This window comes from Kribbella sp. NPDC051137, from assembly GCF_040682535.1.
GTDB classification, from domain to species: domain Bacteria; phylum Actinomycetota; class Actinomycetes; order Propionibacteriales; family Kribbellaceae; genus Kribbella; species Kribbella karoonensis.
Genome location: NZ_JBFBBI010000001.1, coordinates 176,876 through 199,568, shown reverse-complemented (window position 1 = coordinate 199,568; position 22,693 = coordinate 176,876). Strand labels below are relative to the sequence as shown.

The window sequence follows — 22,693 nt, the reverse complement described above, 5'->3', positions numbered from 1 at the left end:
AAACGGCTGGGGCGGGTACTGGGGGAAGCAGGGGCCGGAGTTCCTGGCGCACCGGCTGGAGCAGTACAGCCAGGACCAGCGGATGGTGCTGGGCGGCGAGACGCACCGGTTGAACACGGTGCTGCTGGCCGGCGGCGGGGAGGCGCTCGACCCGTGGGTACGACGGATGCGCGAGCTGCCGACCACGGTCATCTCGTCCACGTAGCAGGACTCGCCGGGCGTGACCGTCGTCAGCGGTGACGCCGTGGAGGCGGTACGCCGGTTGAAGGAGGGGTCCGACGTACGGCTGCGGTCGCACGGCAGCCTGACACTGAACCGGGCACTCCTCGCAGCGGGCCTGGTGGACCGCATTCAGGTCACGGTTTTCCCTGTGATCACAGGGCAAACCGGCGTCCAGCCGATCTTCGAGGGCGTGCCCGACTTCGACCTGGAACTGCTCGAGTCACGCACCCTGGACGGCAACACCCAGGAACTCACGTACCACCCGACGCTGCACGCATGAGGCCCTTCCTCACTGCCAGTCTTTGACGGAGGCGCCGAGGTAGGCGAGATCGCGCAGGTAGCCGGCGCCGTGCCGCCACGGCTCCGGCTGCTCCCACTGCGCACGCCAGCCTGGTCGTTCCTGAGCAGCCCAGATCCGCATCGTGTCGTACGCGGCCCGGACCCGGGCCGGGATCGTCGCCAGGAGCAACTGCCACTGTTGTTGTGAGCAACCGTATGCGTCCCGGACCAACGCCAGTCGCTCACGTACACGGACCGGATCCGGCCATCCCATCGGTCCGCGATTCTCCGGCGCGGCCAGCGGTACGAACGTGTAGGCGACGTACGCCAGATCCCACATCCGCGGCCCGGGCGCCGCCGTGTCCCAGTCGACGAATCCCGTCGCGACACCGTCCTGGGCGATCAGGTTCCAGGGAGCGATGTCGTTGTGGCAGATCACCTCCGGCTCACCCACGGCTACGGGCGCCCTCTGCCACCTCCGGGTCGCCGGAGCCCACCCCTCGACGGCGTCGTGGTACCTGCGTACCAGTGCGGCCGTGCTTTCCAGGAGCCCGTCCTCGAACAGCATCGGCCCGGGAGGCCACGGCCGCTCGCCCTGGACCACCGAGAGGATCTCGCGTCCCTCGTCGTCCGTTCCGAGGAATCGAGGCGCGCCGGCGAACCCGTGGGACTCCAGCTCCGTCAGCAACTCGTGGACCGAATCGGACCACGGCCCGACCGGACGGCGGACCGTGTTCCCGATCCGCACGACCTCGTTGAGGCCGCCGTCGAGGCGTTCCTCTCCAGCCATACGCCATGCTCCCACGCTTGGAGGCGAACAAACCGGGTGACGGCCGGCGCCGAGGTCGGGAGAATGCTGGGCGTGGACGAGGTTCAGGTTGTCGTGGCGCACAGTGAACGTGCGACCCTGCGGGTCGGGGACATCTTTCTGAAGGTCGACGGCAATCAGCGAAACCTGGACGTCGAGGTTGCGGCACTGGAGTTGGCGCCGGTGCCTACGCCGGAGGTTTTGTGGCGGAAGCCCAACGTGCTCGCGCTGGCCGCTGTGCCCGGTACGGCGCTCGGGCGGCTCGGGGAGCCTTCGCCGGCGTCTCCGGAGGCGTGGGCCGCGGCGGGGGCCGCCGTACGGAAGTTGCATGAGGCACCGTTGCCGCCGTGGCCGGCACCGAGCGGTGGGGTGGTCACCGATTGGCTCGACCGTGAGTGCGAGTGGCTGATCGCGAACGAACTGCTGCCCGCCGAGGTGATCATCCACAACCGCGAGCTCGCCGAGTTGACGTTCCGGCCGTGGCAGCCGGTGTTCGCGCACGGCGATCTGCAGATCACCCACGTATTCACCGAGGACGACGAGGTCACCGGCATCATCGACTGGTCGGAGGCGAGCCAGGGCGACCCGTTGAACGACCTCGCCAGCCTGACACTCGGGCACGAGGAATGCCTCGACGACCTGCTCGCCGGGTACGGCACCGACGTGGACGTCGACGTCATCCGCGCCTGGTGGTCCCTGCGCAGCCTCCGGGCATCACGCTGGCTGATCGAACACGGCTGGGACCCGAACGGCCCGGGCGGCGAGTTCGACGTACTGCGGGCGGCCTACGAGCGGTCGTAGTGCGACGGCGGGAACGGATGCCGGTCGGTGAGCGGGTAGATCTCGCCCTCCGACTCCTCCCGGCGCAGCTCCGCCTCGGACTCCTGGTACTCCTCGGTGTCCCGCAGGTCCGTGGGTACCGGCTCGTCGGTCGCCGGCGGTACGTCGTCCGGGTCGTAGGCGTCGACGCCCGCCGCGACGCGTTCCTCCTCGGTACGCCGGGCCAGCGCGTCGTCGTCCGGGTTCTGCGGCGCGCCGCCGTGCTCGCGCCGGTCCCGGCGGGCGTTCTCGGTCGTCTCGAAGGGTTCGTCGGTCATGGCTCCTCCTTTCGGACCACGGTACGCCGGGTCAACCGCTGACGTGCGCGGTGTTGTCGAGCCAGTGCTGAGCGAGGCCGGCGTCACCTTCGACCGTGATGTCACCGTCGGTCAACGGCAGCCGCCGGGTCAACGTCAGCAGCAGCGATCCGGCCCGCCCGCTGATCGTCACATCGGCCTCCCGGCTCCCGGTCTCCCACGTCGCCCCGTCAGACTGCCGTACGACGAACCACGCGCCGCCATCCGTCGCCTGCCACTGCAGCACCTGGCCGTCGCCCCGGATCGCGTGCGCCGACTCGGCGCGCCGCAGCTCCCACGTGGGAGAGGTCAGCATCGCCAGGTGATTGCCGATCAACGCGCCCGCGATATCGGCGTCGACCTCGACGGTACGACCCGCCGCGGCGGCCGCGTCGAACCCGTGCACGACCGCCTCGTTGAGCTGGGTGGTCAGCCAGAACTGCACCCCGGTCCGCCCATCAGCCGCGGCGTTGAACACCGGCACGTCCTCGGCGCACGCGTCCGCGAGCCGCTGCGCGGACTCCGCCAGCCAGGCCGGCCACTCACCGGGATCCGCCGGCAGTACGGCGAGCTCCGTCGGCAGCTGGGTGGGGTCGGTGATGCGCTGTTCGATCATCTCGGCGACCCAGTTCTGGGTCTGGCCGACGTGCTCGACCAGTTGAGTGACGGTCCACTCCGGCGTGGTCGGTACGGCGGCGTCCGGTCCGGCCTCGGCTGCCGATTCCGCCAGCTGCCGCGTGTGGTCGACGATCGCCTGGCGCGCACGGTCGGCGTTCAGCATGCATTTGTCCTCTCCGATAGCAGTACGGTGTCCCCCATGGTCCCGCACCGGGTGGTGGTCGTCGGGTACGACAACGCGGAACTGGTGGACATCGCCTGTGTCACCACGGCCTTCGGGCTCGCGAACCGGCTCGGCGCCGATCCGACGTACCGGGTGGTGCTCGCGACCATCGGCGGTACGGCGGTCCGCTGTGAGACCGGGCTGACGTTGCAGGCCCAGGCGCGCCTCGAGACGATCCGGCGTGTCGACACGGTCATCGTGTCGGGAGGCGCCGGCCATCAGGCGGCGGCGCGGGACGCGAATCTCGTCCGGCACGTACGACGCCTTGCGACCGGCGCTCAGCGCGTCGCATCCGTCTGTACGGGCGCGACCGTCCTCGCCGCGGCCCATCTGCTCGACGGCAAACGAGCGACAACGCACTGGCTGTACGCCGCCGAACTGGAGCGGTCGTACCCGGACGTGCTGGTGGACCCGTCGCCGATCTTCGTCCGCGACGGGGCGGTCGCGACGTCCGGCGGTGTGACGGCGTCGCTCGACCTGACGCTGGCGTTCATCGAGGAGAACCACGGCGCCGAACTCGCGCGGTGGGTCGCGATGGGCATGGTCACGTACCTGCAGCGGCCCGGGAACCAGGCGCAGATGAGCATGTTCACCGCCGCACCGCGACCGGACCACGCCGGCGTACGAACGGTCACCGACTACGTGGTCGCGCACCCCGACGCGGACCTCAGCGTCACGGCGCTCGCCGCCCGCGCGGGCGTCAGCCCCCGGCAGCTCACCCGGTTGTTCCGCGAGCACACCGGCGAATCGCCTGCCAACGCCGTACGCCGGATGCGGCTGGAGATCGCGGCCCGGCTGGCGGCGACGACGGACCTGCAGTTGTCGCAGATCGCGCGCCGGTGCGGGTTCAGCTCGGCGGAGACGCTGCGGCAGGCGTTCGCGACGCGGTTCGGGGTGAGCCCTCGAACGTTCCGGGACACGCAAGTACGGACCTAGCCTTTCGTCTGACGCGACCAGGCGACGGCGAACGCGGCTGTGAAGGCGAGATGCACGACCACGAACACCCTCGCGAGATCGCGCGCGTCGCCGGTCACGACACCCACGACATCGTTGGCGGCGACGATCCCGAACCCGACCAGATTCGCCAGCAGCACCGGACTGCTCGCGGCCTTGCGCGTCAACCAGTTCAGCACCGCGATACCCAGAAGCGGTCCACCCAGCAACCGAAGCAACGCAAGCAACTCGGACGAAGGATCCGGCGGCACCGCGTCAACCCCGAACTGCGCCGGCACAATCACCAACGCAAGCCCGATCGCCCCAAGGTAAACGGCCGCAGCGGTAAGGAGGTACTTGACCATCTGCCCATGGTGCAGCCCTACAACGACACTTGGACGGCATGCGTCCGAAATCCTGGGAATCCTGTCCGTGTCGTACGGTCTCCCCATGACGTGGACGGCGAGCTCGTCGCGGCCCGGCGGGACGCGTTCGCGGCCGTACACGATGCCTTCTGGGCAGCACTACTTGCTGTCAGCAACCACCCGGCCTGCTCTAAAACCGTTTTTCATCAGGTCCTCGCGCTGCCAGACTCCAAAGGTGAGCGAACACACGGCCCGGGCGATCCGGCTGTTCGACGAGCTGGCAGCTGGATACGACGAGGTTCTGCCGTTCTTCCGTGGGTTCGCGAAGTTGCACGTCGACTGGCTCGATCCGCGGCCGGGCACCGCCGTACTCGACCTCGGTGCCGGCAGCGGCCCGCTCACCGGCGCCCTCCTCGACCGCGGCTGCACAGTCACTGCCGTCGACGCCGCCCCCGCGATGGTCGCCAAACTCGCGCGCCTGCACCCCGCCGCCCAGACCCATGTGATGGACGCCCACCATCTCGACTTCCCGGACACAACCTTCGACCTGGTGTGCGCCGGCTTCGTCATCCACCTCCTCGACGACCCCGCAGCCTCCGCCGCCGAGGTCCATCGAGTACTACGTCCCGGCGGTGTCTTCTCGTTCTCCACCCCCTGCGACGTCGACAACGCCCCGGAATGGGACTTCTACGGAGCCCTCTTCCGCGAATACCAGCCGTACATCCCACCAGGCAAAGGCCGCCTCGGCCGCCCCCTCGACGGCCTGGACCTACTGACCACCACAGACTTCGGCGAGCTGGCCGAAACCACGGTCACCCAACGCATCCCGATCCCCGACCCCGACACGTTCTGGAACTGGGCCCTCTCCCACGGTTCAAGAGCCTTCATCGACGCCCTACCCCCACAACAACGCACCGACTTCGAAACCCGAGTCCGCCACGAACTAGCCACCATCACCCCCACCACCCACCCCACCGCCGCCACCCTCACCCGCGGCCGCAAGCTCCCGCCCTACGCATCGAAGTCGTAGCGGAGGACGTAGGCCTCCGTCGGCATCCGCGATCGGAGATCTTCCCGGAAGTGATGCGGCCCGAGCCCGAGCTCGGCCAATCGCGCACACACCCCGCCTGACCCGGTGTCCTGCTCCGCGATCGCCGTCCCCCGGGCGATCCCCCCGCAGGATCGGCCGAAACTCCGCGCCGACGCGCGCTACGCCAACTGCGAAGAGCCAGATTGCGATCGAGCACGTTGATGCGACCGGGCCGGTTCTCGTCCGCTCGGAACTGCTGTCCTGCTGGCCCTACCGGCACGAGGAACTCGAAGTCGAGGTGCAGGTGGGGGAACGACGGCGGTGGTCAACGCTGTCGGCGCCTCCGCGCCCTGAGGGCCATCACGCCCGCCACGGCGAGGACGGCCACGATCAGCCACACCGCGGTTGGCATACCCGACAACAGGCCGCCGGCGGCCAGCAGGATTCCGATCAACATGAGTGGTGCTCCTTCGATGGTCACTATCGCGACGGCATAGCCGTTGATGACGACGCTACGAACACCGCACCGGGTGTGCCGTCGGTTCGTAGGAGGAACCGGGGTTGAGATTTCGCGGGGAGGATCAACCCGATCTCCACCTCCAGCACGAGGAGGACCCGCCCGGAAACCGGCTAGTGTCACCGCCGATCGCTTCAGTGACCGCACGGGATCAGGGAGGGTGTGATGGCGAGCATGCATGCTGCATCGGCGTCGGCACGGGCGAACCAGGCCGCGCCTGGTACGGACCCGGCAGTGCGCCAGGAGGGGGAGCGGTGACCGATGTGCTGATCGCTGGCGCCGGACCCACCGGGCTCACGCTGGCCATCGAGCTGGCCCGCCGGGGCGTCGACGTGCGCATCGTCGACCGGGCCGGCGAGCCCTTCCCCGGTTCGCGCGGCAAGGGGCTCACCGCCCGCACCCAGGAGGTGCTGGACGACCTCGGTGTCGCCGACGAGGTGCTGCACTACGGGTTCCGGCATCTGCCACACCGGCGGTACCTCGACGGCGACCTGGTTGCCGAAGCCGACCCGCACGCCCAGCGGTCAGCCACACCGGATCGGCCCTACGACGGCGGGCTGCTGATCCCGCAGTGGCGGATCGAGCGGATCCTGCGCGCGCGGCTCGCCGAGGACGGCGTGGGGGTGGAAATGGCCGCAGGCCTCGCCGAGTTCAGCCAGTCCGCGAACGGTGTGCACGCGGTGCTGGATACCGGCGAGCGGGTGGCTGCACGCTACCTGGTCGGCTGCGACGGGGGCCACAGCACCGTGCGCAAGGCACTCGGCGTGCGCTTCGAGGGCGACAACAAGAAGCAGGCCATGCTGGTCGGGGACGTCGAGCTCGACGGGCTCGAACCGGACGCCTGGTACCAGTGGACCGTCCGCGGGCGCGGATTCCTGGCCCTGTGCCCGTTCCGCCACGAGCGGTCCTGGCAACTGCAGGCCGTACCGTTCAGAGACTTCGGTGCAGGCGGCAGCCTCCCCGAACCTTCGCTGCCGTACTTCCAGCGGATCGTGGACGATCTCGCCGGCGGGCACGGCATCCGACTCTCGAAGGTGAGCTGGCTGTCCACGTACCGGGTGAACGTGCGGATGGCCGACCGGTTCAGGGTGGGCCGGGTGTTGCTGGCCGGCGACGCAACACACGTGCATCCGCCGACCGGCGGACTCGGCATGAACACCGGCATCCAGGACGCGTACAACCTCGGCTGGAAGCTCGCCATGGTGTGTTCTGGCGCACGGCAGTCGCTGCTGGACAGCTACGAGGAGGAGCGGCTCCCGATCGCCTCGTGGACGCTCGGCGTGAGTGCTGAGGGGCTGCGCAGGGTTGCGGGGCGGTTCGTCAACGGTGGCACTACAGACATCGCGGACGGCGCGCCCCCGGACGGCCAGCAGCTCGAGCTCGGCTACCCGGCCAGCTCACTGTCCGTCGACGGCGAGGCCGGGACTGGACCGCGCGCCGGTGATCGCGCGCCCGACGCGCCCTGCGTGGACAGCTCCGGCACGCCACGGCGGCTGTTCGACGCCTTCCGCGGCCCGCATTTCACCCTGCTCGGCTTCGGCGAGTCCTGCGCGGGTGCACTGCAGGACGCCGGCACCGCCCACCGTGGACTCATCAAGCCGGTCTCGGTCGGCGCGTCGGGCAGCGCCGACCTGGTGGACGTCGACGGGCACGCGCGGACCGCGTACGGCGTCACCGAGGACACACTCGTCCTGGTGCGGCCCGATGGCTACCTCGCGCTGCGCACATCCGGCACGAACAGAACTGCCGTCCGGGACTACCTGGACCGGATCGGCGTCAACCGGAGCACAGCGTGAGCGCCAGCACCAGGTCCGGCTTCCGCACGCCGACAACGGCTTCGTCGTTGCCTGCGGGTAGTAGATCAGCAGGACTGGTCAGTCGAACAGCTTCCAGTGACCCTCGGAGACGACAGTGACCTCGCCGTCGATGACGGTGATGGCGGTCTGGTCGTCGATGGCGTAGCCCGGCACGTCGAGCGCGGCGGCCCAGCGCTCCGCGTCGGCTAGGCCGAACGCCGGCATGTTCGGGTTGTCGAGGTGCGGAAAGATACCGAAGTCGACCAGCCCCAGTGCCTCGACGCTGCCCGTCGGCGACTGCCAGTCACTCAGGTCCTGGGCTAGGTGGGGCGCCGCCACGAGGCTGCCAGCGCTCACCCCGACCCACACCGTGTCCTGCAGCGAAGGCAGGACGTCAGCCGCGCCGGACTGCTGCAGCCAGTGCGCCAGGTACAGCGGATCGCCACCGCCCACCAAAAGAGCGTCAGTTTCCCTGACGATGGGGATCCACTGCGCCGCGTCGATGCTGGGGAGCGCCGTGAGCTCAAGCAGGCCGAGAGACTTCCAGCCGATCTCGCACAGCGGACTCATCGCGCGGCCGGAGACGATGCGCCACGCGGCAGCGGGACCCCCCGCGGGGTAAGCCGCCGTCGGGATCACCAGCGCGCTGGCCTCGGCGATGGGCTTGCCCAGCATCTCGACGAGCGCGTTGGCGATGCTGGTGTTCTTGATGCCCGCGGAGGTGAGAAGAAGCTTCATGTCTCCTACGATCTCGTCTGCCCGAATCCCGAGCACCGTAACCGATCTGCTCGAAGGTCCCGCGGTAGGGGTCGAGGCCTCCCGAAGATGGAAATTCTCGTGCTCACCATCTGGACCCCGACGTGTCAACTCGCAATGCCCGCACGGCGCCTGGCTGACGAGTTCACGTAGTCGAGGGCAAGTACTGCGTGAGAATGCGCCAGGACTTCTTGTTGTCCTGGGAATCCACGTGCGGGCGTCGGAACAGGTCGACGTACGACGCGATCTCGGCGAGCGACCACCAGAGGTCGAACAACTCGAGGGCCTCGGGGCGTGGGGTGATCGCGCCGACCTCTGCCTGGTACGAAGGCAGCACGTCGGTGGGCCCGCCGAGGATTGCGGCGAGGTCGCGTTCGCGGGGCGCGAGTTTGACCGTGTCCCAGTCGATCAGGTGCATCGGGCCGTCCCCGGTGCGTACGACGTTCGCGCTGTGCGGCTCGCCGTGGGTCACCACCCAGGGGTCGTCCGACGCCTCGATCGTTCGGACAAGCGCGTCGTACCGCGCGAGTCTCCCCCGAACGTATTCGACTGCGCCGGCCAACCGCAGCCGCGTCGGTTCGCCGTACGGCCCGGACGTCCACGGCTCATCGAGGTCGGTCAGCATCGTCTCCCGATCTGGTACGGCGAAATCCCAGCGCTGCAAGCACTTCGGCGGCGTCGCGGCATGCAGCCGGCCAAGGATCCCGGCGATCTGCTCGCGCTCCGCAGGATCGTCCCACCCGCCGTCCGCCGTACTCCACCCTTGTAAGTAAGGCAGAACCACCAACACCCACCCCGGCAACACCTCACGAACCAGCCGCCCACGACGATCGGTCAACGGCGCCACGACGAACTCGTACCCACAATGGGCCAAAGCCTCCGCCGTACGCGCGGCCGCCTCGATCGCGTCCTTCACCTGCTCCGTGTCACACCGATCCGCGGTAACGAACCACCGCGGCCCCTCACCGTCAGAGCCGATCCAGTCCTCTGCCGGTTCATCTCTCATGTATCCGACCCTAGAAGAGAGACCATGGATTCATGGCGGCCAGAGACTTGGCGTTCGGAGAAGGTGATCGGGTCCGGACCTGGGGTCGGTACGTGGCTCGGCCGGACGGTGAGTGGCTGGACCTGGCCCGGGTCCATGATCTGCTGATCAAACCGCCGGGCTGGAAGTCGGATCGGTCGATCCGACTGATCGGGGTGGACGCCGCCGCCGTACCGACCGATTGGACAGCGCACCAAGCGCCGGGCTCGATCTCTGTGGTCGGGAGGTGGGGCGACGAGAGCATCGAGGTCGACGGACAATCGCCGGAGACTCCTCGGTGGAGGCCGAGGACGGACCGATCGATCCCGCCGTGTCCGCCACCGCCGGATGGCTGGCGGCGCGACGCAGAGATCTGGGAGCTGGGTCCGGACGCCGACGACCTGGAGGCGTCGGGAACGATCGTCCACAAGGCGATCTTCCGGCCCTCCGAGAACCAGGAGGTCCTCGTAGTCGCCGCCACTGATGTCGACGCCGTGACACGGCAGTTGTCCCGGCACCTGCCAGATCAGCTCTGCGTGGTGCAGAGCCGGTTCACCCGGGCTCAGCTCGACGGGGTCCGCGACGTACTGCTGGCTCGCTGGCAGGAGTGGCGTCTGGAAACCATCGGCACTGGGCACTCGGACGCGCAAGGCCAGCCATTTGCCACGGCCGAACCGTTCCGCGTCCCCGCCGCGATGGCCGAATGGGCCGACACGCTCCCGGAAGGACTGCTCCAGGTGAGCCCCACGATCGTCCCGGCCTGATTCGCGTCAGCACCTACGACATCGACAAACCGGCGACGGCCTCGGCCGCGCGGAGCGTGTCTCTCGCGAGAGGCTGGAAGTCGATCTGCGTACAGAGAAGCCCGGTCGACACCCGCTCGATCACGCCCCACTCCCAGGTGGCGACGGGATCGAGACCGGTCCGCGCAGCCAGCCGGCGGGCCCGCTCCAACGGATCATCTGCGAGCAGCTCGACCGGGTCGCCGCGCATCAGCACACCGAGGTCGTACTCCGCTTCCGCCAGCAGACCGTCCGGATCGACCAGCTTGAAGCCGCCATCGCTCTCGAGCGCGTTCAGTTGATGTACGTCGCCGTGCACCAGCACCGCCTTCTCGTCGCGATGCGCCTCCTCGCGCCGGCGCGCCGAGACGAGCGCATGCTCAATCACCTTCTCGGAGCACGGGTGATCGAGTTCCTCCCACAATCTCGTGATGAAATCGGCCAGCCACCGCGCCTTCTCGGCGCCGGTCGGCAGCCCCGAGTCCGGCGCCGGCCGCCAGATGCGCACCGCGGTATCGCAGAGAATCTCGAGCCGACGCGTCAACGGCAGACCAAGGTCGAACATCGGGCGCCCCAGCCGTTCCATCAGCAGCGCGCCCCGGTCGGCGTCGTACTGATAAAGCTCCGGGCACCCCTCTCCGTCGACGATGCGGAGCACCGTCGCCTCGTTGAAGGCAGCGTTCCCCAACCCCGGGATCAACACCTTGAGAATCGACGAGGTCCCATCCGCCCGGGTCGCTTCAGCCACGTAGGCCTCGGAACCACCCGAGTACGGGCGCCCCACCGTGATCGACCAGTCGTCCTCGAGTCCCGAAAGAAGCCCAGGCAGTTGCTCGAGCCACTCCTCGGCCCCAGCTGCACGAACCTTGCTACGCACGGCCTCCGGTACGTCGATCACCCTCGCAGTCTCACACCAAAGCCCAGGCCCGGCACATGATTTAGGGCTCGCACGAAAACCATTGGTGCAGGTCCCAGGTGCCGCGTCACCCTGGATGGCATGCAGCTCACCTTCCAGCACGATCCGCGCGGCGAGAGCCTGACGTTGATCCGGCGAGCGGACGGTGCGGTCTTCACTCTTACGTCGTACAGCCGCAAGTGGCGCGTACCGCATGACCTCGCGCATGCGGTGACCGAACGGGAACTCGGCATCGCGGACGGGATCTTCGGCGTGATCGCGGCCGGCGCGGTCTTCGCCACCATGACTCAGCTCGAAGGCAAGACGCGGTACGACGCGAAGGTCCGCAGCGACCGCATCTTGAAGGCTGCCAAGGGTGTCGGTATCAGCGAGGCGATCGCGGCGGTGATCCACGAAGCGGTAGAGAAGCGCCGGCCGGCGCCGTACGCCGAGGTGCGCGAGAGCTGGGGCGTCATCTCGCAGGATCCCTGTCCGTATTCGGACGAGGAGATCGACCGCGCAACTACCGTGCTGCGCGAACTGGGCGAGCAGTGGAGCGCAAGGCCCGAACCGCTGGAGTTCCCGTGGCCGGCCAGGCTTGTGGCGAGCGATCCCAAGCGCACGCGAGTCCGGGCGCGTTAGTCGTACTGCCGTTAAACTCGCCGCGCATGGGCCTCCTTACCTTCAGCCTCAACGTCACCCTCGACGGTTGCGTCGACCACCAGGAAGGGATCGCCGACGACGAGACGCACGCCTACTTCACCCGTCTCATGGACGAGGGCGGCGCAATGCTGTGGGGTCGTGTCACCTACGAGCTGATGGAGAGCTATTGGGCGGCCGTCGCCCGCGGCGACGAGGAGGCACCGCCCGCCCTGCGCGAGTGGGCACTCAAGCTCGAGGCCAAACCCAAGTACGTCGTGTCGTCGACGCGCGACGACTTCCCGTGGACCAACAGCCACCACATCACCGGCGACCTGCGCGAGAGCATCCAGAAACTCAAGGATGCGACCCCGGCCGGTGTCCTCCTCGGAAGCGGAAAACTCGCCACCGAGCTCGACCGCCTGGACCTGATCGACGAGTACAAGCTGCTCGTCCATCCCCGAATCGCCGGCCACGGCCCGACCCTGTACCAGAGCGGCCTACCCGCCACACGCCGGCTCGAACTGCTCTCGGCGGAGCCGCTCCACAACGGCGCGGTCGCCATGCATTACCGCCGTACCGTCTGAAGCACAGGAATCCTCACACCCGTCCGTTCCCCGTAATGCACAGGCCGGACGGCTCGCGAGCGCGGCCAGGCGTGATACTGGCGGCGATTCCGGACGTAGTTCGTCCGATTTGCGTTCTACGCTGCGGGCATGGATACCAGCTCTGCTCCGAATTCACCGGTGACGAGTGCACCCGGGTTCACGCCCGGACGACCTCCGCAGTGGGACGCAGACATCTTCATGCACGGCGACGAGATCGAGACCGCCCTCATCACTCTGGAGCGCAATCGCCGTACGTTCGCCTGGAAGTGCTGGGAGGTCGACTCAGACGGCCTGGCATTGCGCCTGGGGCGGTCGGCGATCACTCTCGGCGGACTTCTCAAGCACCTGGCACTCTGCGAGGAGCTGAAGTTTCAGAGCGACCTCACCGGAGCGGCCGTGCTGCCCGAGTTCCGGGACGTCGACCACGACGCCACCTGGGAGACCTGGGCTTGGGAGTCGGCCAAGGACGACGACCCCGAGGTGCTCCGCGACCTCTGGGTGCGGGCGGTGCATCGCTCTCGCGCAACGGTCGCCAAGGCCCTCGCCGAGTCGGGTCTTGATTACGCCCCAGAAGGCGGGATGAGTCTGCGGCGGCTCATCAGCGACATCATCGAGGAGTACGCCCGCCATACCGGTCACGCCGACTTCCTGCGCGAAGCAGTCGACAGCGCCACCGGCGAGGGCCCACCAAACGAGTTCCCCGTTCCGTAGCCGCGGCTCTCCCCGGACGTCGCGAACAGAGCAGGACATGAACGAATGCCTCAGCCCAAGCCCGCCGATGCTCATCTCTACAAAGATGCCACCGGCAACTACGTAAGCGCCGGCTGCAGCAACTGCTCGTACAGCGGGCTCTTTTGGGGTTGGCTGACGTCGATACCGGCGGTGGGCGTCCCCAGCGCGCCCAGGAACTTGATGGGTGACAGTCGAAGGTATGAATCGCGGCAGTTGCGACTGTCTGGGTGAGCAGCTGAGACAGTGGCGGCCATGAGGTCGGGCAGGCGTTCCCACGTATGGACGAGCGTCGGCTGATGTTCCTGCTCGACAGCGTGGGCGAACGCGCAGGCTTGGAATGGTTCGGAATCGCCGATCGACGGCTTGAGGTCAGTTTGCGCCGCTACCAATCTGTGGAAGACCTGCTCCACGCGTTGGCGGAAGAGGGCTCGTTCTCCGCATCCGAGCTGGACGCCTTGCGGCAGGTTAGGGATGCATTCGCGGGTGCCTGGGTGGAGGTTCGTGTCTCCGGTCGCGGGAACTACCAGGCTGAGATGCGCGACCTTGTCGAGCGTCTCCTTGCCGAGGGTGGATACGCGATCGATGACTATTCCGGCGACACATGGTCACTCGAAGAGATCCGAAACGGCCACGCGGACGGTCAGACCTTCCCCGCCTGACGGTTCCGGTGCATCGGCCCTAGCGCGGATCGCAGCCTGAGAGTGCTTGCTCACGCCCCGGGCATCGTGTGCACGAACGGGCTCGGGTCGTAGTACTCACCAGCGTCCTCAGCCTGGAAACACGCACCCGCGATAACGCCTCGGACCAGACACGTCTAGCCTGTCGCGCATCAGGCGGCCGACTTGTGCCGCACCGGATCGCCTTGGCGGGCGGCCAAGCTGATGGAAGCCGAGCGGTTCTCCCCCAGACCCCTCAAACAAGAGCAGGTCAGGGGCGAGAACGCCTCCTGACCTGCGGTTACTGCTGGTGGAGCTTAGGGGATTCGAACCCCTGACCTCTTCCATGCCATGGATTTCCGCCAAGCTGCGGACAGGTCAGTTTCGCTTGTCTGTCAGTCCACTGACGTCCAGTGTCGTTCGTGCCGATGCAGGGTCGTAGCCTCCCGGTTAGCCTCCCAGTAGCCACGAGGACACGCCCTCCCACGGCGCGGTTCTGCAGGCACCTGGCCAGCCTGTACGCCGCACCGTGGGCGGCCCTTCATTGCTGCTCGAAGATCGAGAACAGTCCGGACCACTTGCCCATGTCTGGCGCCGGCATCGACCAGGCGTCATAGGGGCAATCGGCTGTCTCACAGGTCCCACCCCACATCGGCTGCACGCCTCCCGCGACGAGCTCGTCAGCCAATAGAGACGGAGGAAGCAGGGCTAGGCGTGGACCAGACAGCCTTGTCTTCTCCAAGACCTCCCGGTCGCGCGTAAGGAAGACGTGGGCGCTGATCGCCTGCGCCTCGAGCACCAAGTCCCGATCTGCACCGACGGACAACCCCTGCTCCTGGCCGATCGCCGGGCGAACGCCCTCGTAGGACGGTGAGGTGACCGTCCAGTCCCCGAACTGGAAGGCCAAGCTCTCAGCGATTGCCTGCACAGCTGGCAACCGACGCTCGAGAAAGCGAGGTGTCACCCCGCGCTTGGCGTCAGTGAGCGACCGTGGGGTGACAACGAACCGGATGTCTCGCAGCATCCATAGATTGATCAGGTCGGACAGCCCCGCCAGATCCCGGCCGTAGATCTCCTCGACTTCTGGGAGCTCGTCGTTCAGAAGCGCGCTCCCGTATAACTGCAAGTCAATCAAGACGTTGGAATCCAGTGCCACGACAAGAGGACCGTGGTAGCCCCAGGGCAGTATGCGCGGGAGGGCAGCGTGGCAGAAGCCCATGCCACCATCGGCCGTCACGTCATGTAGCACTCTCAGAGAGTGCCTTAATCCGGGCCCTGGCGCTAGTATCCCAGCGGGGCGACGACGATCCGCAGTGCTGTCGACGGACAGAGCCCCTGAATGCGACCTCCGGGTTATGAGTAGGCATGCGGGCGTCTCAAGCCATCTCGGCCGCCCCGCACAGATCGTTCTCCGTGCCTCAGCAAAGGTCCGATTCGTCTCATCCGTCTGTCTTCAGCGGCCCTGTCTCTACCGTCTGGGGTACGGTTTCGGGTACTTACTTCGACGGCCGCTGCCGCGTGAACCCTCAATCTCGCGCTCCCACAGCGCCCTCGGTGCCGACGAGTTCGCCCACCGTGTCTAGCAGGTGTCGCTCAAGGCAGCTGACTTGCCCGCCCCAGCCGTCGGCCCCGCGCCCTCATGTTCAGAGCAATCTCCGTCAGGGTCGGCTTAACGCCACCGCGCCAGAAGTAGCCGTCTCACGACTAGCCCATCACATGAAACTCAAGCACTCGCGACCTCAGGCAGGATCATCGCCGCCGGAAGTCTCTGCCCCATCGTCCCACTGGAATTCCTCTTGCGCATACTCAACCACTATCTCAATCAAGGAACGTACATCATCGTTACAATTCCTGAAGTCCAGCAGTTCGAGCGTCGCGGGATTCTCTCGGATTACCGCAGCAAGCAAAGCATGGATAAATGACTGAGTAGCGAAATCGACACCTTTGAAGTCGAGGATTACCGAGTTACCTTTCGCTAACGCAGGTCGAATCTTCTCCTCCCGTATCGACGCCGCAGCATCCTTATCGCCAGCAAACGAACCTGCATAGTCGTATACTCTGGTCAATTTGAAAACCTGGCCTTATAGCGAGCCTTCTTCGAAGCCCGAACATTCAAACCGTAAGCAGTTCTAATATCCGAGAGCAATTCTTCGAATCCGACACCCTTATCCACCGTCAAATCGATTCCCACCGCCGTACCGGGGAACTCGTGATCAAACTGAACCCACTTGACACGGTCCTGATCGAGCCGGGGATTGACTGTACGCGTCCTGCTCGTCAACAGCTTCATCAGCATATCGCCAGTAACCATCACCATGTGATGACGCGCGAGCACGGCCATCGACTTCATGAAGAAGAGTCCAGCGCCACCATTGGTTTCATTGCCACCGAAACGTCGCGTGGTGCCTGTCACTCCCGGTTGAAACGCTAGAGACACGGCCGACTTGTGAGTCGGAACCACATGCGAGAACTCCATCGCAGTTTTTACTCCTCGGCCAGCATCTGCTACGCCGAGCAAGAGCCGTCCGGTTCCAGACACCTGGGCGCAAACATAGGCGCCCCCGTCGGCACCCGAGTGCTCCAGCACATTCCGAATGAGCTCAAACAGGACATACTTGACCGACTTCGTTTCATCCGCCGACGCGTGCAGTAGAGGCCCAACGTCGAGGATGAATTCATTCAGTTCACTGTTGGTCCTCACTTGCTTCAACGGAACAAAGCGGCCCGCAGGCTCATGTGCGGTAACCGTGATCGACGTCGTCACACCTAACGCATCAAATAGCCCTATCCGTTGAAGGTATCGCGAACTTGAATTGACAATCTCGTTCTCGATCTTCACGACGCCACCATTACTTCTAGCATAGTCGCCCATTGCTGCGATCATACATATGATCACTGGATGCACAGAGAACAGGCCGTCACGGATTTCGAAAGTCAAATCCTTCGATCCATCATCTGTGACCAGGCGAAGAAATCTCTCGATATCAGCTAGATAAGCTCTGCCCGGTAACGTGACTCTCAAGTCGTACCCCACATTCGCTAGAACGCTCGATCGAGCGTTCCCCCAGAGGAGACTCTAGCGACAACGGGACATGTATGCATTAGACGCGCCACGCAGTGTCACCGCGTGGAGGTCAGCGCGAACCCTCCGAGGGCTAGAGGAGGTCGAGGACCCAGTCCCATCGAAAGTCGATGGCAACCTGGTCCCCAGTACCGGACCTGATCGGACTCACAGATCTCGTCGAGCCGTTGTGTGGATCAACGACTCTGATGCCGGCATACCGAAGCACAGCCAGCGAGGCTACCCACGCGGGATGACCAGCCAGATCGTGCTTTGCTAACGGTACCGCCACGGTTGGGGTTCGAGACCCGAGAGCTGCACTGAGCGTCGTCAGCGGGTAGGTAGTGGCATTGCCATTAGCCCACGCGTTGAGGGAGTTGAGGGTCAGCGGCACCACGGCCACCGCATTGGCCATCGGCGTTCGCTTCGACTCTCCGGGCTTCCTGTTGCCCGTGATGACCTGTGCGCCACTGAGGTCCTGGTCCTCGAGCCAGGGCAGCGCAGCATCGGTCGGGATCACGTACGGGTTCCAACCTCGACTGTGCGCCGCTCGTACGCCGTCGCCAACGCGAGCAGCGAGCGGGGCACCGCAGGTGACGATGTACAGGGTTCGGTGGGTCACGCGAGGACTCCTGCGCGGGTTGCGATGGCGGTCAGGGCTGGGGTGGGTTTGCGGGAGCGCTTGAGGAGCTCACGAACCAGTTCGCGGGCGATGGTGTGATAGCGGATCGACTCCGGGGCGACGCGTTCGGCCTGCTGTAGATGGAAGATCGCCTCCATGTCGTTCTTGGCTTGGGTTTGCGCCCAAGCGAGATCGAGATGCAGGCGGGAGCGTCGGCCTTGGAGACCGGCAGGCATGGCTTCGGTATCGACTTCGGTCGCCACCCGCAGAACGCCGCGGGCCGGTGCTGCGAACTGGAGCGAAGAAGATGGACGAGATCTTCCCGGATCTACAGCTCACGGAGACTTAGCCTCCCGTTTTGCCTCCCGGGTCATGCAAGAGGCCGGTCTCCCGAGTGGGAAACCGGCCTCTGACCTGCGGTGGAGCTTAGGGGATTCGAACCCCTGACCTCTTCCATGCCATGGAAGCGCGCTACCAACTGCGCCAAAGCCCCGCAGTGTCCTTGCGACTCCGAAAGCTTAGCGGATGAGTGGCCGCAAAGAAAAATCGGTTCGCTCGTGGGGCTGGTGTGGTCCAGGACACCTTGGTTCAGGTGTGTTGGAGGCCCGCCAGTTACCGTACGTCGTTTCCGGGACGCGTGTCGGCCGCGCCCTTAATCGGACGGTAGTGCGAGGCCCTTAGGCGCCTGCTCCGCAGGTCGTGTGGGGCGGTGTTGACGGCTGAGCTGGCTACTGTCGGCGGCTCGCATCTACAGCACGACAGGATGTGTACGCGTGTGCGAGGCGTCGCGCGCTGTGGACGAGCCGGACAGCCCATGCAGCCGGCGTATACGTCCTGTCGAGCTGCACTCCCAGGCCGTCCCCCGCAACGGATGCACTCGTGCGTTTTGCCGCACTTCGGGCCCGCGGTTGCTTCGACGGAACCTGCAGACCACGGATCAGCTCGCGCGCCGCCGAAGGCGGCCGACAAGCAGCCGCCGCGCAGCGGTGACCGTTTGCCGCCCCGCGCAGGAGCAACTCCTTTGCCAGGGTTCCCGCACCACGGGAAGCGCTCGTGCGCCGCCGGAGGCGGCTAATAGGCAGCCACCGCGAAGCGGTGACCTTTGACCAGCCCGCGTGGAACTGCATGCTCCGCCTGGACACGCGCCCCCGGAGGCGGCTAATAGGCAGCCGCCGCGAAGCGGTGTCCTTTGGGCGGGTTCTCTAGGTTATTTCTGGGGGTCGTCGCTCATGACTGGTTCGGGGAGGGAGCCGGCGTTCCACTCTTCTATGCGCCAGCCGTGGCGGCCGGGGAGGAGGGAGACCCAGTTGCAGTTGGAGAGGCCGCCGAAGGCGGGCCAGCTGGACTGGGGGATGCCGAGGAAGACGCAGATGCCGACGCGGGCGGCGAGGCCGTGGGTGGCGATCACGATGGTGTCTTCGGGGGTGCCTTCGGTGGAGATCCGGGTGAGGGCGGCGGCGAAGCGAGCGGCGACTTCTTCGATGGTTTCGCCGTTGGTGCCGCGGCGTTGGGTCTCGCCGCTTGCGACGCGGGCGGCGGCCTCCGGGTTGATGGCGGCGAGTTCGGCGGTGGTGAGGCCGGCCCAGTCGTCGACGTCGATCTCGCGCAGGGCCTCGTCGTACTCGATCTTGAGGTCGGTGAGTACGGCGAGTTCACCGGCAGTGGCGGCAGCCCGTTGCAGGTCGCTGGCGAACAGGCGGGTGGGGGCGAGCGCCGCGAGGCGGGCGGCGGCCGCGCGGGCCTGGGCGATGCCGACCTCGTCGAGAGGGATGTCGGCCTGGCCCTGGATCTTGTTCTGCAGGTTCCACTCGGTCCGGCCGTGGCGCCAGACGATCAGTCGTCCGGCGGTCATTCAGCGGCCGAGTCGGAAGTGCCGCTGACAGCACCGTCCGGTACGGCGGACGGCAGCGTGATCGTCGGGCAGTCCCGCCACAGGCGCTCCAGCGAGTAGAAGGCGCGCTCCTCGTCGTGCTGGACGTGGATGACGATCTCGAGGTAGTCGAGCAGCACCCAGCGGCCCTCGCGCGCGCCCTCACGGCGTACCGGCTTGGCGTCGAAGTCGACCCGGAGCTTCTCCTCGATCGCGTCCACGATCGCGCGGACCTGGCGGTCGTTGGAGGCGGACGCGACCAGGAACGCGTCGGTGATCGCGAGCTGCTCGGACACGTCGAAGGCGAGCACGTTCTCGGCCTTCTTGTCGTGGGCCGCTTCGGCGGCCGCGGTCAGCAGCTCGATGGCGCGTTCACTGGCAGGCATAGAGGTCCTAACGGTTGGTGTAGAGCTCGCGCTTGGCGATGTACTGGACGATGCCGTCGGGCACCAGGTACCAGGTCGGGTTGCCCTTGGCGACCCGGGCGCGGCACTCGGTGGACGAGATCGCCAGCGCCGGCACCTCGAGCAGGGTGATCCGGTCCATCGGCAGCTTGTCCAGCGGCAGCTCGAGCCCCTCGGTCCCCGGCCGGGTACAGCCGACGAACTGGGCGAGCTTGAACATCTCGTCGACGTCCCGCCAGGTGAGGATCTGGGCGAGCGCGTCGGCGCCGGTGATGAAGAACAGCTCAGCGTCCGGGTACAGCCTGGACAGGTCCCGCAGGGTGTCGATCGTGTACGTCGGCCCCGGCCGGTCGATGTCGACCCGGCTGACCGAGAACCGGGGGTTCGACGCGGTCGCGATGACCGTCATCAGGTACCGGTCCTCGGCCGGCGAGACCTTCCGGTCCGACTTCTGCCACGGCTGGCCGGTCGGAACGAAGATCACTTCGTCGAGATCGAAGTACGACTGCACCTCGCTGGCCGCGACCAGGTGCCCGTGATGGATCGGGTCGAACGTGCCACCCATCACGCCGATACGTCGTACCCGCTCCACCGCAGCCATGCCCATCGCGCCGGTCAGCTGTGCGGCCGGCCCTTGCCCATGATGACGGTGACGGCGATCAGCAGCAGGAACACGACCATCGCGAACCCGCCGAACCACCACTTCGAGATGTGCGAGGCGTCGACAGCGGCCTCTTGCGCGACCGCGATCAGCGGCACCAGGAGCGTTTGCATGGTGCAGAGCCTATCGCGTGCCGGTCTGGGTCAGCTCTTCCGGGCGGTACGAGTCAGCAGCCGGCGCCAGGTGGACGGTACGGCGTGCGCACGGCGCGCCTGCGCCGCGACGCGGTGCCGCTCGTCGATACGGGCACGGGCAACATCAGGGGTGATCATGGTTCCTTCACTGGGTTGATACGGCGGAGCCGGGCGGAGTGTCCCCGGTACCTCAAATTGTACGGTAAGTACTACGCTCTCACAAACGAATTAAAGGCACAGAGCATTCCCTGCCTTAGAATCTGCGGTGAACAGGAGTCGTCATGGACGCGATCGACCGGCAGCTGATCGAGGCGCTGCGGCTGAACGGCCGCTCGAGCTGGGCCGAGCTCGGCCGGGAAGTGGGTCTATCCGGCCCGAGCGTCCAGGAGCGGGTACGGCGACTCGAGGAGCGCGGCGTACTCCTCGGTTATCGCGCCGTCGTCGCCCCCGACCAGGTCGGTCTCGGGACGAGCGCCCTGATCGGCCTGTTCCAGCGCGACGACGTGGAGACCGACGACATCGTCGAGCAGGTCCGCGAGATCCCCGCCGTGGAGGACTGCTGGTTCGTCGCGGGCGACCAGGAGCTGGTCGTCAAGGTACGGGTCGCCGACGTCACCCAGTTGGAGGCGGTCGTCGGCTCGCTGCGTCGCGTGAACGGCGTGGTCAGGACACGGACGACGGTCGTACTGTCGACGCGCTGGGAAGGACGTCCGGCGCCGTTGCCCGAGTGAGCAGCAGTACGCCGGCAGCAGCCAGCGCGAGGGCTGCCGCGACCGGGTAGAGCAGCCGCGGCGCGTGCTGGTACGCCGTACCGCCGAGCGCAGGGGCGAGGAACATCCCGCTGATCGACGCCGCCGCGTACAGGCTGGAGTACCGCCCGACCATCCCTTCCGGCGCGGCGTCCGCGACATGGGCGGTGGCGGTCGGCTTGTAGAGCATCTCCCCCGCGGTCAGCACCACGATCGCCAGCGCCGCCCCGGCGAGCGCAGGCCAGACGCCGATGATCGCCTGACCGATGCCGATGCACGCGAAGCCTGCCGCGATCACCCGGGTCGCGCGATGACCACGAAGCCGGACGGCGATCGGAGCCTCGAACAGCACGATCACGACCGAGCTCGCGCCGAGCAGTACGCCGTACGCGACGGCCGGCGTGCCCCCGTCGCGCAGCAGCAGCGGCAGCGTGGCGAAGATCTGGCGGTAGACGGTGTCGACGACCACGATCGTCGCCAGCACCACGATGACCGCGCGGTCACGGAGGACTGCCTTCCAGAGCCCGGTCGGCGCGGCGGTCCGGGCACGCCGGGCCGACGGGACCCAGCGCCAGATGATCGCGGCCATCACGAGGCTGGTGGCGGCGTCGACGAAGAAGACCAGCGAGAAGTCGTACGTCGCGAGGAGACCGCCGAGCGGCGGGCCGATCGTGAAGCCCGCGTTGGTCGCGGTCCGGGACAGGGCGATCCCTTCGCGGCGGCGTTCCGCGGGCAGCGAGATCGCGACCAGGGCGCTGAGGTTCGGACGGCCCGCACCGCCGAACAGGCCGGCCAGCGCGGCGACCACCGCGATCGACGGGCCGGGCGTGAACGGCATCGCGACACAGCTGACCGCCCACAGCAACTGGCTCGCGAGCGCCGTCGTACGGAGACCGAAGCGGTCGCCGAACCAGCCGCCGCCGAGGTTCCCGCCGACCAGCCCGACGCCGTACGCCGCTGCCGCGAAGCCGGCCTGCTGCGCCGACATGCCGCGGTCCTCGACCAGGTACAGGGTCAGGTAGACCCAGGCGAGCGCGCCGGCGCCGTTGACCAGCTGGCCGGCCATCACCGCCTTCATCCAGGTGGGCAGCTCCGCGATCCGGCGCCAGTACACGTCCGCCCCCTTGAGCTAGAGTGAGTTCCTGTTGGGAACTTACTCGACGCCGACGACCGGCAGCAACTGGAATCGAAGGG

31 protein-coding genes and 1 tRNA gene are annotated in these 22,693 nt (G+C 67.0%); 12 read left to right on the top strand and 20 right to left on the bottom strand.

The window, feature by feature from the left end:
• The first annotated feature begins 82 nt into the window (after window positions 1–82).
• Together AB0M51_RS01055 and AB0M51_RS01050 are read left to right on the top strand one after the other, a co-directional pair.
• The gene (locus AB0M51_RS01055; RefSeq protein WP_344190233.1) at window positions 83–205 is read left to right on the top strand and encodes a hypothetical protein; all 123 of its coding nucleotides are present in this window, start codon (window positions 83–85) and stop codon (window positions 203–205) included.
• 15 nt (window positions 206–220) lie between these two features.
• The gene (locus AB0M51_RS01050) at window positions 221–502 is read left to right on the top strand and encodes a dihydrofolate reductase family protein (RefSeq protein WP_344190235.1); all 282 of its coding nucleotides are present in this window, start codon (window positions 221–223) and stop codon (window positions 500–502) included.
• Between the two features lie 9 nt (window positions 503–511).
• Here AB0M51_RS01050 and AB0M51_RS01045 read toward each other — a convergent pair whose 3' ends face one another.
• Window positions 512–1,291, bottom strand: coding sequence for a phosphotransferase (locus AB0M51_RS01045; RefSeq protein WP_344190237.1), 780 nt, complete (start codon window positions 1,289–1,291; stop codon window positions 512–514).
• 72 nt (window positions 1,292–1,363) lie between these two features.
• Between AB0M51_RS01045 and AB0M51_RS01040 the strand changes: the two genes are divergently transcribed.
• Window positions 1,364–2,110: a phosphotransferase gene (locus AB0M51_RS01040; protein WP_344190239.1), complete on the top strand. Its 747-nt coding sequence runs from the start codon at window positions 1,364–1,366 to the stop codon at window positions 2,108–2,110.
• Here AB0M51_RS01040 and AB0M51_RS01035 read toward each other — a convergent pair.
• Together AB0M51_RS01035 and AB0M51_RS01030 are read right to left on the bottom strand one after the other, a co-directional pair.
• Window positions 2,095–2,406, bottom strand: a complete 312-nt coding sequence (locus tag AB0M51_RS01035; protein ID WP_344190241.1) for a hypothetical protein — start codon at window positions 2,404–2,406, stop codon at window positions 2,095–2,097. The two genes, AB0M51_RS01040 and AB0M51_RS01035, sit on opposite strands and share 16 nt — an antisense overlap.
• A 31-nt stretch (window positions 2,407–2,437) precedes the next feature.
• Window positions 2,438–3,205, bottom strand: coding sequence for a maleylpyruvate isomerase family mycothiol-dependent enzyme (locus AB0M51_RS01030; protein ID WP_344190243.1), 768 nt, complete (start codon window positions 3,203–3,205; stop codon window positions 2,438–2,440).
• A gap of 36 nt (window positions 3,206–3,241) precedes the next feature.
• Here AB0M51_RS01030 and AB0M51_RS01025 point away from each other — a divergent pair, with 36 nt between their 5' ends.
• The gene (locus tag AB0M51_RS01025) at window positions 3,242–4,201 is read left to right on the top strand and encodes a helix-turn-helix domain-containing protein (RefSeq protein ID WP_344190246.1); all 960 of its coding nucleotides are present in this window, start codon (window positions 3,242–3,244) and stop codon (window positions 4,199–4,201) included.
• Here AB0M51_RS01025 and AB0M51_RS01020 read toward each other — a convergent pair.
• Window positions 4,198–4,563 (bottom strand): hypothetical protein, encoded by a 366-nt coding sequence (locus AB0M51_RS01020; protein ID WP_344190248.1) that lies wholly within the window; start codon window positions 4,561–4,563, stop codon window positions 4,198–4,200. The two genes, AB0M51_RS01025 and AB0M51_RS01020, sit on opposite strands and share 4 nt — an antisense overlap.
• Before the next feature lie 235 nt (window positions 4,564–4,798).
• Between AB0M51_RS01020 and AB0M51_RS01015 the strand changes: the two genes are divergently transcribed.
• Complete coding sequence (locus tag AB0M51_RS01015) at window positions 4,799–5,593, top strand: methyltransferase domain-containing protein (protein WP_363747586.1); 795 nt, start codon at window positions 4,799–4,801, stop codon at window positions 5,591–5,593.
• A gap of 325 nt (window positions 5,594–5,918) precedes the next feature.
• Here the strand turns inward: AB0M51_RS01015 and AB0M51_RS01010 are convergent, their stop codons facing one another.
• Window positions 5,919–6,050, bottom strand: a complete 132-nt coding sequence (locus tag AB0M51_RS01010) for a hypothetical protein (RefSeq protein ID WP_344190252.1) — start codon at window positions 6,048–6,050, stop codon at window positions 5,919–5,921.
• 314 nt (window positions 6,051–6,364) lie between these two features.
• On the opposite strand from AB0M51_RS01010, the gene AB0M51_RS01005 reads away from it, so the two are divergent.
• Window positions 6,365–7,906 carry an FAD-dependent oxidoreductase gene (locus AB0M51_RS01005; protein ID WP_344190254.1) on the top strand — a complete coding sequence of 514 codons (1,542 nt, stop codon included), beginning with the start codon at window positions 6,365–6,367 and terminating at the stop codon, window positions 7,904–7,906.
• Window positions 7,907–7,984: 78 nt separating this feature from the next.
• Here the strand turns inward: AB0M51_RS01005 and AB0M51_RS01000 are convergent, their stop codons facing one another.
• Complete coding sequence (locus AB0M51_RS01000; protein WP_344190256.1) at window positions 7,985–8,644, bottom strand: Type 1 glutamine amidotransferase-like domain-containing protein; 660 nt, start codon at window positions 8,642–8,644, stop codon at window positions 7,985–7,987.
• Window positions 8,645–8,807: 163 nt separating this feature from the next.
• Entirely contained in the window at window positions 8,808–9,668 is an 861-nt protein-coding gene (locus AB0M51_RS00995) for a phosphotransferase (RefSeq protein ID WP_344190258.1), read from the bottom strand.
• Window positions 9,669–9,700: 32 nt separating this feature from the next.
• Between AB0M51_RS00995 and AB0M51_RS00990 the strand changes: the two genes are divergently transcribed.
• A complete protein-coding gene (locus AB0M51_RS00990; RefSeq protein ID WP_344190260.1) occupies window positions 9,701–10,450 on the top strand; it encodes a hypothetical protein in 750 nt (249 codons plus the stop codon).
• 13 nt (window positions 10,451–10,463) lie between these two features.
• Here AB0M51_RS00990 and AB0M51_RS00985 read toward each other — a convergent pair whose 3' ends face one another.
• Window positions 10,464–11,366 (bottom strand): aminoglycoside phosphotransferase family protein, encoded by a 903-nt coding sequence (locus AB0M51_RS00985; RefSeq protein WP_344190262.1) that lies wholly within the window; start codon window positions 11,364–11,366, stop codon window positions 10,464–10,466.
• A 99-nt stretch (window positions 11,367–11,465) separates the two neighbouring features.
• Here AB0M51_RS00985 and AB0M51_RS00980 point away from each other — a divergent pair, with 99 nt between their 5' ends.
• The 4 genes from AB0M51_RS00980 to AB0M51_RS00965 all read left to right on the top strand — a co-directional run bounded on the left by AB0M51_RS00980 (window position 11,466) and on the right by AB0M51_RS00965 (window position 14,001).
• The gene (locus AB0M51_RS00980) at window positions 11,466–12,005 is read left to right on the top strand and encodes a hypothetical protein (RefSeq protein WP_344190264.1); all 540 of its coding nucleotides are present in this window, start codon (window positions 11,466–11,468) and stop codon (window positions 12,003–12,005) included.
• Between the two features lie 26 nt (window positions 12,006–12,031).
• Window positions 12,032–12,589, top strand: coding sequence for a dihydrofolate reductase family protein (locus AB0M51_RS00975; protein WP_344190266.1), 558 nt, complete (start codon window positions 12,032–12,034; stop codon window positions 12,587–12,589).
• Window positions 12,590–12,718: 129 nt separating this feature from the next.
• Entirely contained in the window at window positions 12,719–13,321 is a 603-nt protein-coding gene (locus AB0M51_RS00970; protein ID WP_344190268.1) for a DUF664 domain-containing protein, read from the top strand.
• 317 nt (window positions 13,322–13,638) lie between these two features.
• Window positions 13,639–14,001, top strand: a complete 363-nt coding sequence (locus tag AB0M51_RS00965) for a hypothetical protein (protein ID WP_363747582.1) — start codon at window positions 13,639–13,641, stop codon at window positions 13,999–14,001.
• Between the two features lie 538 nt (window positions 14,002–14,539).
• Here the strand turns inward: AB0M51_RS00965 and AB0M51_RS00960 are convergent.
• From AB0M51_RS00960 to AB0M51_RS00910, 11 genes are all read right to left on the bottom strand, one after another.
• Window positions 14,540–15,154: a type II toxin-antitoxin system VapC family toxin gene (locus AB0M51_RS00960; RefSeq protein ID WP_363747580.1), complete on the bottom strand. Its 615-nt coding sequence runs from the start codon at window positions 15,152–15,154 to the stop codon at window positions 14,540–14,542.
• A 583-nt stretch (window positions 15,155–15,737) separates the two neighbouring features.
• Window positions 15,738–16,064 (bottom strand): STAS-like domain-containing protein, encoded by a 327-nt coding sequence (locus AB0M51_RS00955; protein WP_363747578.1) that lies wholly within the window; start codon window positions 16,062–16,064, stop codon window positions 15,738–15,740.
• A complete protein-coding gene (locus tag AB0M51_RS00950) occupies window positions 16,061–16,837 on the bottom strand; it encodes an ATP-binding protein (protein WP_363747576.1) in 777 nt (258 codons plus the stop codon). Before AB0M51_RS00950 ends, AB0M51_RS00955 begins: the two co-directional genes overlap by 4 nt.
• A 316-nt stretch (window positions 16,838–17,153) precedes the next feature.
• Window positions 17,154–17,681, bottom strand: a complete 528-nt coding sequence (locus AB0M51_RS00945; RefSeq protein WP_363747574.1) for a flavoprotein — start codon at window positions 17,679–17,681, stop codon at window positions 17,154–17,156.
• A complete protein-coding gene (locus tag AB0M51_RS00940; protein ID WP_363747572.1) occupies window positions 17,678–17,944 on the bottom strand; it encodes a hypothetical protein in 267 nt (88 codons plus the stop codon). The genes AB0M51_RS00945 and AB0M51_RS00940 overlap by 4 nt, the downstream gene beginning before the upstream one ends.
• Before the next feature lie 157 nt (window positions 17,945–18,101).
• Window positions 18,102–18,174 (bottom strand) — tRNA-Ala (locus AB0M51_RS00935).
• A 714-nt stretch (window positions 18,175–18,888) separates the two neighbouring features.
• Entirely contained in the window at window positions 18,889–19,533 is a 645-nt protein-coding gene (locus tag AB0M51_RS00930; RefSeq protein WP_363747570.1) for a histidine phosphatase family protein, read from the bottom strand.
• Window positions 19,530–19,937 carry a ribosome silencing factor gene (gene rsfS, locus AB0M51_RS00925; protein WP_344190284.1) on the bottom strand — a complete coding sequence of 136 codons (408 nt, stop codon included), beginning with the start codon at window positions 19,935–19,937 and terminating at the stop codon, window positions 19,530–19,532. Before rsfS ends, AB0M51_RS00930 begins: the two co-directional genes overlap by 4 nt.
• 7 nt (window positions 19,938–19,944) lie before the next feature.
• Window positions 19,945–20,556, bottom strand: coding sequence for a nicotinate-nucleotide adenylyltransferase (gene nadD / locus AB0M51_RS00920; RefSeq protein WP_344191214.1), 612 nt, complete (start codon window positions 20,554–20,556; stop codon window positions 19,945–19,947).
• 14 nt (window positions 20,557–20,570) lie between these two features.
• Window positions 20,571–20,729, bottom strand: a complete 159-nt coding sequence (locus tag AB0M51_RS00915) for a hypothetical protein (RefSeq protein ID WP_344190286.1) — start codon at window positions 20,727–20,729, stop codon at window positions 20,571–20,573.
• Window positions 20,730–20,759: 30 nt separating this feature from the next.
• Window positions 20,760–20,888, bottom strand: coding sequence for a hypothetical protein (locus AB0M51_RS00910; protein WP_344190288.1), 129 nt, complete (start codon window positions 20,886–20,888; stop codon window positions 20,760–20,762).
• A 143-nt stretch (window positions 20,889–21,031) separates the two neighbouring features.
• On the opposite strand from AB0M51_RS00910, the gene AB0M51_RS00905 reads away from it, so the two are divergent.
• Window positions 21,032–21,481 (top strand): Lrp/AsnC family transcriptional regulator, encoded by a 450-nt coding sequence (locus AB0M51_RS00905; protein ID WP_209698918.1) that lies wholly within the window; start codon window positions 21,032–21,034, stop codon window positions 21,479–21,481.
• Here the strand turns inward: AB0M51_RS00905 and AB0M51_RS00900 are convergent.
• Window positions 21,414–22,613 (bottom strand): MFS transporter, encoded by a 1,200-nt coding sequence (locus tag AB0M51_RS00900; RefSeq protein ID WP_363747566.1) that lies wholly within the window; start codon window positions 22,611–22,613, stop codon window positions 21,414–21,416. The two genes, AB0M51_RS00905 and AB0M51_RS00900, sit on opposite strands and share 68 nt — an antisense overlap.
• Between the last annotated feature and the right edge of the window lie 80 nt (window positions 22,614–22,693).

Bases quoted from the DNA above. Each gene is read 5' to 3' on its own strand.
- AB0M51_RS00905 (WP_209698918.1), top strand. From the start codon at position 21,032: ATGGACGCGATCGACCGGCAGCTGATCGAGGCGCTGCGGCTGAACGGC.
- AB0M51_RS00915 (WP_344190286.1), bottom strand. From the start codon at position 20,729: ATGCAAACGCTCCTGGTGCCGCTGATCGCGGTCGCGCAAGAGGCCGCT.
- AB0M51_RS00990 (WP_344190260.1), top strand. From the start codon at position 9,701: ATGGCGGCCAGAGACTTGGCGTTCGGAGAAGGTGATCGGGTCCGGACC.
- AB0M51_RS01000 (WP_344190256.1), bottom strand. From the start codon at position 8,644: ATGAAGCTTCTTCTCACCTCCGCGGGCATCAAGAACACCAGCATCGCC.
- AB0M51_RS00965 (WP_363747582.1), top strand. From the start codon at position 13,639: ATGTTCCTGCTCGACAGCGTGGGCGAACGCGCAGGCTTGGAATGGTTC.
- AB0M51_RS00980 (WP_344190264.1), top strand. From the start codon at position 11,466: ATGCAGCTCACCTTCCAGCACGATCCGCGCGGCGAGAGCCTGACGTTG.
- AB0M51_RS01025 (WP_344190246.1), top strand. From the start codon at position 3,242: ATGGTCCCGCACCGGGTGGTGGTCGTCGGGTACGACAACGCGGAACTG.
- AB0M51_RS00975 (WP_344190266.1), top strand. From the start codon at position 12,032: ATGGGCCTCCTTACCTTCAGCCTCAACGTCACCCTCGACGGTTGCGTC.
- AB0M51_RS01035 (WP_344190241.1), bottom strand. From the start codon at position 2,406: ATGACCGACGAACCCTTCGAGACGACCGAGAACGCCCGCCGGGACCGG.
- nadD (WP_344191214.1), bottom strand. From the start codon at position 20,556: ATGGCTGCGGTGGAGCGGGTACGACGTATCGGCGTGATGGGTGGCACG.
- AB0M51_RS00995 (WP_344190258.1), bottom strand. From the start codon at position 9,668: ATGAGAGATGAACCGGCAGAGGACTGGATCGGCTCTGACGGTGAGGGG.
- AB0M51_RS00970 (WP_344190268.1), top strand. From the start codon at position 12,719: ATGGATACCAGCTCTGCTCCGAATTCACCGGTGACGAGTGCACCCGGG.
- AB0M51_RS01030 (WP_344190243.1), bottom strand. From the start codon at position 3,205: ATGCTGAACGCCGACCGTGCGCGCCAGGCGATCGTCGACCACACGCGG.
- AB0M51_RS01045 (WP_344190237.1), bottom strand. From the start codon at position 1,291: ATGGCTGGAGAGGAACGCCTCGACGGCGGCCTCAACGAGGTCGTGCGG.
- AB0M51_RS01055 (WP_344190233.1), top strand. From the start codon at position 83: ATGGTGCTGGGCGGCGAGACGCACCGGTTGAACACGGTGCTGCTGGCC.
- AB0M51_RS00910 (WP_344190288.1), bottom strand. From the start codon at position 20,888: ATGATCACCCCTGATGTTGCCCGTGCCCGTATCGACGAGCGGCACCGC.
- AB0M51_RS01010 (WP_344190252.1), bottom strand. From the start codon at position 6,050: ATGTTGATCGGAATCCTGCTGGCCGCCGGCGGCCTGTTGTCGGGTATG.
- AB0M51_RS00930 (WP_363747570.1), bottom strand. From the start codon at position 19,533: ATGACCGCCGGACGACTGATCGTCTGGCGCCACGGCCGGACCGAGTGG.
- AB0M51_RS01020 (WP_344190248.1), bottom strand. From the start codon at position 4,563: ATGGTCAAGTACCTCCTTACCGCTGCGGCCGTTTACCTTGGGGCGATC.
- rsfS (WP_344190284.1), bottom strand. From the start codon at position 19,937: ATGCCTGCCAGTGAACGCGCCATCGAGCTGCTGACCGCGGCCGCCGAA.